General features: G+C 70.9%; 7 protein-coding genes and 2 tRNA genes. 2 read left to right on the top strand and 7 right to left on the bottom strand.

The features are described 5' to 3' along the window. Nucleotides 1-4 precede the first annotated feature (4 nt). The gene (locus RIN46_RS02975; RefSeq protein WP_309080059.1) at nt 5-814 is read right to left on the bottom strand and encodes an electron transfer flavoprotein subunit beta/FixA family protein; all 810 of its coding nucleotides are present in this window, start codon (nt 812-814) and stop codon (nt 5-7) included. A 244-nt stretch (nt 815-1,058) separates the two neighbouring features. Beyond that, nucleotides 1,059-2,645 (bottom strand): trypsin-like peptidase domain-containing protein, encoded by a 1,587-nt coding sequence (locus RIN46_RS02970; RefSeq protein ID WP_309080060.1) that lies wholly within the window; start codon nt 2,643-2,645, stop codon nt 1,059-1,061. A gap of 287 nt (nt 2,646-2,932) precedes the next feature. Between RIN46_RS02970 and RIN46_RS02965 the strand changes: the two genes are divergently transcribed. Continuing rightward, nucleotides 2,933-5,179, top strand: coding sequence for a TPM domain-containing protein (locus tag RIN46_RS02965; RefSeq protein ID WP_309080061.1), 2,247 nt, complete (start codon nt 2,933-2,935; stop codon nt 5,177-5,179). 115 nt (nt 5,180-5,294) lie between these two features. Continuing rightward, nucleotides 5,295-6,068: a PspA/IM30 family protein gene (locus RIN46_RS02960; RefSeq protein ID WP_309080062.1), complete on the top strand. Its 774-nt coding sequence runs from the start codon at nt 5,295-5,297 to the stop codon at nt 6,066-6,068. A 138-nt stretch (nt 6,069-6,206) separates the two neighbouring features. Here the strand turns inward: RIN46_RS02960 and RIN46_RS02955 are convergent. The 5 genes from RIN46_RS02955 to RIN46_RS02935 form a co-directional block, all read right to left on the bottom strand. Next, nucleotides 6,207-6,280, bottom strand: a tRNA-Met gene (locus tag RIN46_RS02955). Nucleotides 6,281-6,410: 130 nt separating this feature from the next. Further along, nucleotides 6,411-7,295: a cytochrome b/b6 domain-containing protein gene (locus tag RIN46_RS02950; protein WP_309080130.1), complete on the bottom strand. Its 885-nt coding sequence runs from the start codon at nt 7,293-7,295 to the stop codon at nt 6,411-6,413. 232 nt (nt 7,296-7,527) lie between these two features. After that, nucleotides 7,528-7,601, bottom strand: a tRNA-Met gene (locus RIN46_RS02945). Nucleotides 7,602-7,654: 53 nt separating this feature from the next. Further along, nucleotides 7,655-10,687, bottom strand: a complete 3,033-nt coding sequence (locus RIN46_RS02940) for a UPF0182 family protein (protein ID WP_375141833.1) — start codon at nt 10,685-10,687, stop codon at nt 7,655-7,657. A 186-nt stretch (nt 10,688-10,873) separates the two neighbouring features. After that, the gene (locus RIN46_RS02935) at nt 10,874-11,947 is read right to left on the bottom strand and encodes a S16 family serine protease (protein ID WP_309080063.1); all 1,074 of its coding nucleotides are present in this window, start codon (nt 11,945-11,947) and stop codon (nt 10,874-10,876) included. Nucleotides 11,948-12,046: the final 99 nt, after the last annotated feature.

Genomic DNA, 12,046 nt, shown 5'->3' with positions numbered 1-12,046 from the left:
TGTCCTAGAGCAGCTTCTGGTCGGCCAGGAAGTCGGCGAGCCTGGCTCCGGCGTCCCCCTGGTCGGTGATGACGGTGCCGGCGGTGCGCGCCGGACGGGCCGCGCTGGAGACCACCTCGGTCCACGAGCCGGTCGCGCCGACCTCCTCCGCGCTGAGCCCGAGCTCGGCCAGCGTCAGGGTGTGGGTCTTCTTCTTCTTGGCGCCGATGATGCCCTTGAAGTTGGGGTACCGGGGCTCGTCGAACTGGTCCGTGACGGAGACGAGCGCGGGCAGCGGTGCGCGGAGTCGCTGGGTGCGGGTGTCCCCGTCGCGGCGGGCGGTGACCTCGCGGCCCTCGAGGGCGATCTCCGAGACGAGCGTCAGCTGGGGCAGGCCCAGACGCTCGGCGAGCTGGGACGGGACCAGCGAGGTCTCGGCGTCGGTGGAGGCCATGCCGGTGAGGATCAGATCGAATCCGCCGAGGTGGCGGACGGCGGCGGCGAGTGCGAGCGACGTGGCGGCGGCGTCGGACCCGGCGAGCGCGTCGTCGCAGAGGTGCACCCCCTCGGTGGCGCCCATCTGCAGGGTCTTCTTGATGGCGCTGCCGGCGCCGTCGGGGCCCATGGTGAGGACCGTGACTCGGTGGCCGGCCTTGACGCCGCCGTGGGCCTCGACCAGCTGCAGTGCCGCCTCCACCGCGTACTCGTCGAGTTCGGAGAGGATGCTGTCGGTGCGCTCCACCCGGTGCGTGCCCGGGTCCAGGCGCCGGTCGAACTGCGCGTCCGGGACGTACTTCACCAGCACTAGGACGTTCAGCGGCGTTGCGTCGCTCATGTCTGCCTTTCGGTCGGTTGGTCGCCCGCGGAATCACGGATCCGCCGGGTTCGCCACCATGCTAACCCGCCCCTCGGGCAGCGGGTTAACGCCGGTTAACCGATGGTGGGGCGCGTGACCCCAGGCGGCGGCCCTGTGAACGGATGCGGCGCGCTGTTACCGAATGCGGCGCCGTGTTAACCGTCGTGGCGCGGGCCGCGGGCGCCGTCCGGCCCGCGGCCCGCGCCGCATACTCGTCGCCGCGTCAGGAGCCGGTGGACTGCCCCACCGTCACCTCGGCGGTCTGCTCCTCACCGCCGCGGATGAATTTCACCTCCGCCGTGCTGCCGGCCGCGTACTCGCGGACCACGGCGGTCAGCGAGAGGCTGTCGTCCACGCGCCGGTCGTCGACGCCGGTGATGACGTCGCCGACCTCGAGGCCTGCCTTCGCCGCCGGCGAGTCGGGGACGACCTCACGGACGATCGCACCGGTGGAGAACGACGTCGGCTGCTCGCCACTCAGCGCCGGCTGCGGCTGGACACTGACACCGAGCAGGCCGTGACTGGCCTCTCCGTGCTCGATCAGGTCGTTAGCGATGCGCTGGGCGTAGTCGATCGGGATGGCGAACCCGACGCCGATGTTCCCGCCCTGCTCGGCCGAGGCGCCTTCCCCACCGGAGGCGATGGCCACGTTGACGCCGATGATGTTCCCGTTGACGTCCACCAGCGCGCCACCGGAGTTGCCGTGATTGATGGCGGCGTCCGTCTGGATGACGTTGATGTAGATGGACCCCGCACCGCTGGACTGCTCCTGCCCGGGGAACTTGAACTGCTCGTCCGGCCGCCCCTCGCCCTCCGTGGGGGCCTCCGGAACGGCCGACGACTGGACGCTGATGGTGCGGTTCAGCTTGGACACGATGCCGTCCGTCACGGTGCCGCTCAGGCCCAGCGGGGCACCGATGGCAACCGCTGCGTCGCCGACGTTCAGCTCGCCCGAGGAGCCCAGTTCGGCCGGGGTCAGGTTCTCCGCCTCGACCTTGATCACGGCGAGGTCGGACAGCGGGTCCAGTCCGACGATCTGCGCGGGCAGGACCCGGCCGTCGGCGGTCTGGACGGTCAGGACGGGCTCCGCCGTGGCACCGCCCATCGTGACCACGTGGGTGTTGGTGAGGATGTGGCCCTCGTCGTCCAGGATGATGCCGGAGCCGGAGCCCGAGCCCTGGTCGGAGGCGGCCTCGATGGTGACCACGCTGGGGGCGGCCTTCGCAGCCGCCGCGGTCACGGCCGTCACGTTCTCGGGATTGTTGATGACCACGGAGTCCTGCGCGCCGCCCGCAGCGACCCGGGCCGCGCCGCCGTCGTCGAGCAGGTAGTCCGCGCCGACGGCGGCGCCTCCGCCGATGAGGGCTGCGAGCACCATGCCGCCCACGAGGGCACCGGTGCCGAATCGCCGCCGGCGCGGCGTCGGCGTCGCCGGGGCCATGCCGTAGAAGGCGGGCTCGGAGTCGTCCGGGCGGCCGTACGCGCCGTACGGTCCGTATGGCGCAGCGGCGTGGGTCGGGCGGCCCGCGGGCCCCGTGCGGCCATCCTGAGGCGTCCGGCCATCCTGAGGCGTGCGGTCGCCCTCGGCAGCGTCGTCGCGATGGCCCGGATCCGACGCGCGGGATCCGGCCGGCCCCTGCTCGCCCTGCTCGGCCTGCTCGGCGGCGCGGGTGCCGAACAACGGCGCGGTCGGCTGCTCGCGGCGCTCCGGCGCCGGCGACTGCGGAGGCGTCTCCGGGCGCGGTGGCAGGCCCGCGCCGTCGTGGCCGGGACGCTCGTCCCTCGGATCCGTGCCGTGGCGGTCGCTCATGGCGGTGTTGTCCTTTCGTCGGTCCATCGGTCTCAACTATGCCCGCCGGCCCTGTGTTCCCCGCCAGCCATGCCTATGCATTTCCTGAGTCTTCGCTCCACGCGAACACCCGTGCCCTCGAAGGCCCGGGCCCCCGTTCCCGCATCGTCTCCCCTGACGCGGCGCGATGGCAGACAGGGTCCGGAACAGGCCATACAATCGCGGTAGGCCATACGTGATCCACGGCATGGGCCGACGTCGCCGCACCCCGGTGCGGTGGACGGCCGGTCCGCCACGAAGGGCATCGAATGCTGCAGTCCGCCGACCTCCCGCCCACTCCCGACCGGTTCGATCCGCCAGTCCACGGCGGGCACCGCTCCGCGCCCATCGGGCGTCGCGGCCCGCAGGCGGGGCGGGCGCTCCGCGTCGCCCGCGGTGCGGCGCTCGGCGCCGGGCTCGTCCTGGCCGTGACGGCCGGCGTCCCGGCCGCGGCGGACAATCTCCAGCACCAGGGGCTGTCCCGCGGGATATCCCAGCCGGTCACGGCCGCGGTCGCCGCCCCGGCGTCGGCCGGGCTCCAGGACCCCGCCGGGCTGCTGTCCGAGGCGGATGCCCGCGCCGTCGAGACCGCGGTCGCGGAGGTCCGCGGGCAGACCGGGATCGAGCTGCACGTGCGCTTCACGACCGGCCTGTCCTCCACGGACGAGTTCGACGCGGCCCTCGACGAGTTCACCTCGGGCCTCGGCCCCAGCGACGCGGTGCTCGCGATCGATCCGGAGCTGCGCTACGGCAGGTTCCTCGCGCACCAGGGTTCCGGGCTCTCGGACGACACCCAGCGGATCTGGGAGGAGCGGATCGTCCCGGAGCTGAGCAGCGGCAGTCTCGATTCCGGCGCCCTGCGGGCCGCGGCGGAGGCCGCAGCCGACGGCATCGCCTCCGCCGACCTCGATGGCGGCGATGGCGGCCGGAGCGACGGCGGCGGCTCCGGTCTGCTCTGGCTCGTGCCGGCCGGTGCCGCCGTGGCCGGCGGCGTCTGGTTCCTGCAGCGGCGCAAGCGCCGTCACGCCGGTCCGGAGAACGGAGGTCACGGCTCCTCCGAGGGCGCAGCGGCCGGGCACCCCGAGGACCCGGTGCTGTCCGCGGAGGAGATCGAGCGGCAGCGCCGGACCGTCGGCGGCCTGCTCGTCGCGGCGGACGACGCCGTGCGGTCCAGCCGGCAAGACGTCGAGTTCGCCCGGGCCCAGTACGGTGACGGTGCCATCGAGCAGTTCGAGGCAGATCTCTCCACCGCCAAGCAGCAGGTCTCCCGGGCGTTCGAGCTCCAACAGAGGCTCGACGACCACGTCCCCGACACACCCGAGGAGCAGTCGGCGTGGCTGCGGGAGATCCAGCGCCTCTGCATGACGGTGGACGCGACGCTGGAGTCGCACCGCGCGGAGTTCGAGGAACTGCGCCAGCTGGAGCGGCGCGCTCCCGAGGAGCTCGTGCGGCTCCAGTCCGTCGAGCAGCGCACGCGGGTACGGCTCGGCCCCGTCGCGGCGGTCTTCGAACGAGTCTCCCGCCGGTACAGCGAGGAAGCCCTGGCCGCTGTGGCCGACAACGACGAGCAGGCGGTCGCCCGTCTGGACTTCGCCTCCGAGCAGCTGGCGGAGGCCGAGCAGCAGATCGCCGCGAGCAGCGGCGGCGCGGCACTGCCGCTCCACGCGGCCGAGGAGGCCCTCGGTCAGGCTGGGGAGCTCCTGGACGCCGTCGAGGCCACGGAGCCGGAGCTCGACAAGGCGTCCGCGACGCTCCGTGAGGCCCTCGGGGCCACCGAACGGGACCTGGCACAGGTCCGCTCCCTCGCCCAGGCGCGGCAGGCTCCCGAGCTGGCCGCGGCGACCGCCGCCGTCGAGCACGTCCTCCGGCAGGTGCAGGACAGCATCGACGGCGGACGTCACGACCCCGTGGCACTGCTGCGCCGACTCGAGGAGGCCCGCACCGAGCTCGACGCGCCGCTGGCGGGACTTCGCTCGCAACAGGAGCAGCAGGCCCGCGCCGCGGAACAGGTGCAGTCGGCGATCTACTCTGCGCAGCTGCGCCTGCGCGGCGCCTCGGAGTTCGTCGGAGCGCGGCGCGGCGGCGTCGGTGCCACGGCGCGAACCCGTCTGGCCGAGGCCGAGCGGCACCTCGACGAGGCGATCCGCCTCCGCGGGGCCGACCCGGCGACCGCCCTGAACCACGCCAACCGGGCCCTGAGCCTCGCCGAGCAGGCCTCGGCCGTGGCCCAGGACGATGTCGCCGGCTTCGACCCGTTCGGACAGGGACCGATGGGACGCGGCGGCTACCGCCGGGGCGGGCGCGGCGACGGCATGGGGATGCTCGGAGGAGTCCTTCTGGGCGGCATCCTCTCGGACATGATGCACGACGGCCACCACGGAGGGGGCCACAGCGGAGGCGGCATGTGGGGCGGCGGCGGCTTCGGCGGCTTCTCCGGTGGAGGCGGTGGCTTCGGCGGAGGCGGCGGGTTCGGAGGAGGCGGCGGTGGCTTCGGCGGTGGGGGCGGCTCCTTCTGACCGGCAGAGCGCCCGAGCCTGACACGCACCACTCAGCCCAGCACCGTTCACACCTGCACAGACCCGTACAGACCCCTACAGACCCACGAAACGTCAGCCAACGAAAGGGAACACCATGCAGAAGCAGTCGATATTCGGCCGGATCGCCCAACTCGCCAAGGCGAACATCAACGCCCTGATCGACCAGGCCGAGGACCCGCAGATGATGCTGGACCAGATGCTGCGCGACTACACGGACAACATCGCCGAGGCGGAGGCAGCCATCGCGCAGACCATCGGCAACCTGCGCCTGATGCAGCAGGACCGGGACGAGGACCTCCGCGCGGCCGAGGACTGGGGCAGCAAGGCGCTGGCGGCGTCGTCGCGGGCCGAACAGCACCGCACGGCCGGCCAGGATGCGGACGCGGCCAAGTGGGACAACCTCGCCAAGGTCGCCATCCAGCGTCAGCTGCAGTCGGAGGGCGAGGCCAAGGGAGTCGAGCCCACGATCGCGTCGCAGGAACAGGTCGTCGAGAAGCTGAAGTCCGGACTGGAGCAGATGAAGTCGAAGCGCCAGCAGCTGGTCGCCAAGCGCGACGAGCTGGTGGCCCGCTCCAAGGCCGCGGCCGCGCAGAGCCAGGTCCATGACGCACTCAAGAGTGTGAATCTGATGGATCCGACGTCGGAGCTCTCCCGTTTCGAGGAGAAGATCCGGCGGGAGGAGGCCAAGGTCATCGGCGCGAACGAGCTGGCCGCCTCCAGCCTCGATTCGCAGTTCGAGCAGCTCGACGACCTGGGCGAGCAGCTGGAGGTCGAGGCCCGGCTGGCCGCCCTGAAACAGGGGCGCTCCCCCGCCGAGCTCGGGCAGGCGAGCGGCGAGAACGAAGCGAACAGCTACCACGGGGCCTGAGCTGCCGTCCGGGTGAGGCGCTTCCCGGGCGCCTCACCCCTCGCTCCCGGCGCGCTGCCCCGGCCCAGGTCCTCACCGGAACCCCCCGTTAAAACAACAGGCCCTGACTTGGTTTCCCAAGTCAGGGCCTGTTTCTCGTTGCGGGGAGAGGATTTGAACCTCTGACCTCCGGGTTATGAGCCCGGCGAGCTACCGAACTGCTCCACCCCGCGGCGCGAGATAAGACTCTACACGTCGCAGGGCCGGTGTTCAAATCGGGGCCCGGTCCGGCGTGCACGGCACGTCCGACCGCCCGGCGGGGCGCGGCGTCGGACCCGGATCCGCCGCCTCCGCGCATCGCCCTCAGCGGCTGACGCGGCCCATCAGCGAGGCGATCGGAGCCAGAAGCGCAGGTCTGGCGAGGAACCAGCCGGCGGCCATCACGGCCACCGAGACGAGGAAGATCCAGAAGCCGAGCCAGCCGGCGTCCTCCTGCGCGGCGAACATGTGGCTGAGGTTCCGCCGCGCACCGGTGGCCAGCACCAGAGCCACGTGGGCGACGATGAACGCGACGAAGTACACCATGGTCGGGAAGTGAACCGCGCGCGCCGCCTCGATCGGGTAGAACCGGTTCACGGCAGCCTTCTTCGGCCAGGCCTCCGACATGCGCAGGCCGGTGATGACGGCCAGCGGCGCCGCGATGAACACCGTCACGAAGTACGCGAGCACCTGCAGCGAGTTGTAGTTGACCCAGCCGTTCTCCAGCGGCCAGTTCAGCGAGAGGTACTGGAGACCGGCCGAGACCGCGTTGGGGAAGATCTCCCAGCTGGTCGGCACGATCCGCGCCCAGTGTCCGGTGGCGAAGATGAGCACCAGGAAGACCAGCCCGTTGAGCACCCACAGCGCGTCCAGCGTGAGGTGGAGCCACAGGTTGATGCTGATGCGCTTCGGGGGGTTCTTGGTCTTGATCAGGCCCTTGTTGTTGCGGGTCCAGTGCGCGGGCGGCCGCTGCTGCGTCCGGACCAACCATCCGCTGCGGATGATCAGCAGCAGGAAGAACGCGTTGAGGAAGTGCTGCCAGCCCAGCCAGGCCGGCAGCCCGACGGGCGTCGCCTCCGGCAGCGGCGTGTGCCCCGGATAGCGCTGGAGGAAGTCCTGCACGCCGTCGAGGCCCACCAGCCAGCGAGCCGCGAGGACGGCGACGGCGAAGAGCACGACGGCGCCCCCGACGTACGCTCCGAGCTTGATCCACGTACTGGGCTGCTTCGGCCCACGGGCATCACGCGACGTGGTCGACGTTGGCGCGTTCACTGGCGGTCCTTTCGACGAATCTCGGATTCAGACTACTAGGGCCTCCTGAGGCTCCGGGTCTGCGTGGCGACACGTCCCGGGCCGTTACGGCGCAACACGAACCATGACGAAACATGTGCGCACAAAAGAACCGGCCCCGACAGGTTTCCCTGTCAGGGCCGGTTTCCAGTTGCGGGGAGAGGATTTGAACCTCTGACCTCCGGGTTATGAGCCCGGCGAGCTACCGAACTGCTCCACCCCGCGCCGCAAGACTCAATTCTTGCATCGCGGGGCGGAGAACGCAAATCGGCCGGCCGCTAGCCGTTCCCTCCCTCGCCCTCGGGCGCCGGCGACTCGGAGGCGGGGGCCTCCTCGCCCTCGGGTACGACCGGCTCGCCCGTGAGCTCCGCGTCGGCGTCCATGGCGGCCTGGATGGCCCGCTGCAGGGCCTCCTGCTGCTCGCCGTAGGCCGCGAAGTCGCCCTCGGCCAGTGCCTCCTGGCCGGCCTGGATGGCAGCGTTGGCTGCCGCGAGGGCATCCTTGAGCCGCTGCTCCGCGCTGGCGGACGCCGGGTCCTCGCCCGGGGCCTCCTCCCCTGCACCGGCGCCCTCACCTTCGCTCGTCTCGGCACCGGAGGCCCCCTCGAAGAGCTGGTCGAGTGCCCCGGACAGGGTGTCGGCGAACCCGACCTTGTCGCCGAAGGACACGAGGACCTTCCGCAAGGTCGGATAGGCCGTCTGGCCGGTGGACTGCACGTACACGGGCTGCACGTGCAGGATGCCGCCGCCGACGGGCAGGGTCAGCAGATTGCCGTTGAGGACCGTCGACGCACCCTGGCGGAGCAGGTTGAGCTCCTGCGAGACGGCGGTGTTGGAGTCGAAGTTCTGCTGGGCCTGACCGGGGCCCGGAATCACGGTGCTGCGGGGCAGCTCCAGGAGCCGGAGCGTACCGTAGCCCTCCGCCTTCTTGCCGGCCTCCCCGCCGGCGTCGGACTCCGCGGCCAGGAAGCCGTACAGGACGTTGCGCTGGTTGCCGGCCTGATTGCCCTGCGGGATGAACGTCGACGTGAGCGAGAACGCCTCCTCCTCCTGCTCCGGCATCTTCATGGAGAGGTAGAACGGCGGCTGCTTGACCTGCTCGTCGGAGGTCGGGTCGTTCGGGACCTGCCAGGCGTCGTTGGCCTCGTAGAAGTTGTCCGGGTCCGTGACGTGGTACCTGCCCAGCACCTCGCGCTGGATCTTGAACATGTCCTCCGGATAGCGCACGTGCGCCATCAGGTCCGCCGACATCTCCGAGTAGGGCTTGATGGATGTGGGGAACACGGACTGCCAGGCCTTCAGCAGCGGCTCGTCCGGCTCCCAGGCGTACAGGTCCACGGAGCCGTCATAGGCGTCGACCGTGGCCTTGACCGAGTTGCGGATGTAGTTGACCTGCCCGGAAGCCGTGACGGCCCGCTCGCCGTCGGACAGCGAGTCGGTCACCGCGGACTCGAGGCGCTGCGATTGCGCGTACGGGAAGTTGTCGCTCGTCGTGTAGGCGTCGACGATCCACTTCACGCGGCCGTCCACGATCGCCGGGTAGGAGTTCGAGTCGACGGTCAGGTACGGGGCGACCTTCTGGATGCGCTCCTTCGGGTTCCGGTCGTAGAGGATCTGCGACTCGGAGTTCACGTCGCTGGAGAGCAGCAGGTCCGTCGAGCCGAACTTCAGGGCGTAGACCAGGCGGTTCAGCGGGTTGCCCACGTTCGGGCCGCCGTCGCCGGAGAACGTGGTGTTGGCGTCACCCTCGCCGGACTCGTCCTGCGGACGGTCCAGCTCGCGCGGCTCCCAGCCCTCCGGACCGCCGACGATCGAGTACTCGGGCGAGAACTCGCCGAAGTAGATGCGCGGCTCGTAGTCGTCCTCGCTGGCCAGCTCGCCCGTCGTCGGGATGCCGCCGAGCGAGAAGTCGGGCCGCCCACCGGCCGCGACCTGGGCCCCGTAGGCTGCGACGACGCCGTAGCCGTGCGTGTAGGTGATGTGCTGGTTGACCCACGAGTCGTCGGTGTCGACGTTGACGTCGCGCACCGCGATGACCGTGTCCTCCGTCTCGCCGTCGATCTCGTAGCGGTCGACGTCGAGCGTCTCGGCGAACTGGTAGTAGGGGCGGAACTGCTGGAGCTGCGAGAACGCGTCGGAGACGAGGTTCGGGTCCAGCAGACGGATGTTGGTGGTCGTCGCCGAGTCCGCCGCGAGCGCATTCTGCGCCGTGTCCGTGGTGGCGTCGTAGTTGGAGGCCTGGACGTCGTCGATGTCGTACGCCTGACGGGTCATCTCGATGTTCTTGGCGATGTACTCGCGCTCGCGGGTCTTCTCCGAGGGCACCACCTGGTACTGCTGCACCACGAACGGGTAGACGCCGCCCGCGACGATCGCGGTCACGACGAGCATGGCCGTGCCGACGATGGGCAGCTTCCAGCGGCCGAGGATCCCGCCGACGACGAAGAGGATCGCGACGAGCACGGCGGCCACCGCGAGAATGGTCTTGGTGGGAATGACGGCGTTGACGTCCGTGTAGAGCGCTCCGGCTACCCGGCCGTCCTGGCTGAGCAGCGTCGAGTAGCGGTCGAGCCAGTAGTTGCCGGCCTGGAGCAGCAGGAACAGGGCGACGACGACGACGATGTGCAGCCGGGCGGCCTTGGTGACCTTGACGCCCCCGCGCTCCTCGATCTGGATGCCGCCGTAGAGGTAGTGCATCAGGATGCCGGCGATGCCGCCGATGAGCACGACCGAGACGAGGTAGCCGAGGACGAGGCCGAGGAAGGGCAGCGTGTTGAGGAAGAAGGAGAGGTCCATCCCGAACTCGGGGTCGGCCTCGCCGAACGGCTGCTGGTGGAGGAAGAGCAGAACCGTGTCCCACTGGCTCGCGACCGCGGCGCCCGAGAAGAACGCCAGGACCACGGGAACACCGATCATCAGCAGACGCCGCATCGGCTCGAGCTGGGCCTGGTAGCGGCCCAGGATGTCGTTCTGGCTGGCGGCGGACGCGTAGATCGGCCGCGACCGGTACGCGATCCGCAGGCTGGCCCAGACGCCGACCCCCATCAGGAGGAAGGCCACGACGAAGATCGCGATCTGCGTGAGCTTCTGGGTCCAGAAGACCTCCGCGTAGCCGAGCTGGTTGAACCACAGCACGTCGGCGTACGTGTTGGCGAAGAAGACGAAGCCGACCACGAGGACCGCGAGGACGATCAGGGTCGGCATCAACGGCGACCGCTTCCGATGCGGCTCCCTCGGCGGCTGCCGGCCGTCGTCGGAATCGCCGGACCCCGGCGGGCGTCCGCCGAAGGGGAAGTCTGTACCAAACGTCATGAGAACCTCACGTCAACGGGTTTTCGTCACCATGCCCGGCAAGGCATAGTTTGCCGCCCATTCTGCCTGAACAGAGCCTGTGTGGCGAACCACGCAGCCGAGGATCCCGTGGCGGGCGTCACGGCCCCGGCCACCCGCGCCGCCGGCCCGGGACGCAGCCGCCCGCGGCCCGCGCCGCCGGCACGTTCAGCAGGTGGGCAGGTCCCCCGCCGCTCCGCCGCCGCCCAGGTGCGCCACGGCGTCGTACGCGTCGGCCAGGGTCTCGACCCGGACGACGTCGAGCCCCTCCGGGACCCTGCCCTCGAGGTCGGCGCAGTTGCCGGCGGGCGCGAGGAAGACCTCCGCCCCCGCCTCGCGTGCGCCGACCGCCTTCTGCGCGATGCCGCCGATGGGGCCGATCATCCCGCCCGCCGTGACGGTCCCGGTCCCGGCCACGTGGGTGTCGCCGGGAAGCTGACCGGGCGTCAGCAGCTCGACGACCCCCAGGGCGAACATCATGCCGGCGCTCGGACCGCCGATGTCCTCCAGTCCGAAGCGGACCTCGAAGGGGAAGTCGTACTCGGTGCGGAGGTAGATCCCGACGCGGCGGGCTCCGTCGACCTCCTCGCTGTCCACCTCGACGTCGAGCTCCTCGCCGCCGCGACGGATGCGGAGCGTGGAGCTCTCCGCCTCCTGCAACGCGTCGCGCACGTCCTGCGCGGTCGTGACCGCGCCGCCGTTGACGGCCAGGACGACGTCGCCCTCCTCGAGGACGTCGCTGTTCAGGTCGCTGGCGAAGTCGACCACGGAGATCTCCGACGCGTAGTCGATGCCCAGCTCGCCCAGGGCGGCTGCGACGGCGGTCTCCTGTGAGTCGTCCATCGCCGCGGTGTTCTGCTCGGAGACCTCCTCCCCCGTCACGCCGCGTGGATAGACGCTCTCCGCGGGGAAGACGTCCTGATCGCCGCTGGTCCAGGCGACGAGGGTGTCGAAGAAGCTGATCTGGCGTCCGGCTCCGCCGCGGACGTAGACGGTGGTCAGGTCCAGCCGGCCCGACGTCGGATAGGAGCGGTGGCCGCCGACGGAGAGGACCGGCTCGCCCTGCGCCTCGCCGACGGTGTTCACCACCGGTCCGGGGGCCTCGACGACGTACGGAGCGGGGAGGAGCATCGCCACGAAGGCGAGCCCGACGCCGATCGCGGTCGCTGCGGTCAGCGTGCGGCCGCGGCGCTGCTGGCCGGGCGCCTGGCGGGCATGCTGCGTCGGGGCTCCTTGATGCATGGCCTCCAGCCTACTGGCCGGCCGGCCGAGGCGGGATTTGCCGTCAGCGAACCGGTCGCGCGGGAGAGTCCGCTGTGCGGACTCGCGGAGTACGGTTGA

It is taken from the genome of Zhihengliuella sp., from assembly GCF_031178195.1.
Lineage (GTDB): Bacteria > Actinomycetota > Actinomycetes > Actinomycetales > Micrococcaceae > Zhihengliuella.
This window is presented reverse-complemented; position numbering and strand designations above follow the sequence as displayed.

Excerpts from the sequence above, each read along its gene's own strand:
- RIN46_RS02960 (WP_309080062.1), top strand. The coding sequence starts at position 5,295 with ATGCAGAAGCAGTCGATATTCGGCCGGATCGCCCAACTCGCCAAGGCG.
- RIN46_RS02965 (WP_309080061.1), top strand. The coding sequence starts at position 2,933 with ATGCTGCAGTCCGCCGACCTCCCGCCCACTCCCGACCGGTTCGATCCG.
- RIN46_RS02935 (WP_309080063.1), bottom strand. The coding sequence starts at position 11,947 with ATGCATCAAGGAGCCCCGACGCAGCATGCCCGCCAGGCGCCCGGCCAG.
- RIN46_RS02940 (WP_375141833.1), bottom strand. The coding sequence starts at position 10,687 with ATGACGTTTGGTACAGACTTCCCCTTCGGCGGACGCCCGCCGGGGTCC.
- RIN46_RS02975 (WP_309080059.1), bottom strand. The coding sequence starts at position 814 with ATGAGCGACGCAACGCCGCTGAACGTCCTAGTGCTGGTGAAGTACGTC.
- RIN46_RS02970 (WP_309080060.1), bottom strand. The coding sequence starts at position 2,645 with ATGAGCGACCGCCACGGCACGGATCCGAGGGACGAGCGTCCCGGCCAC.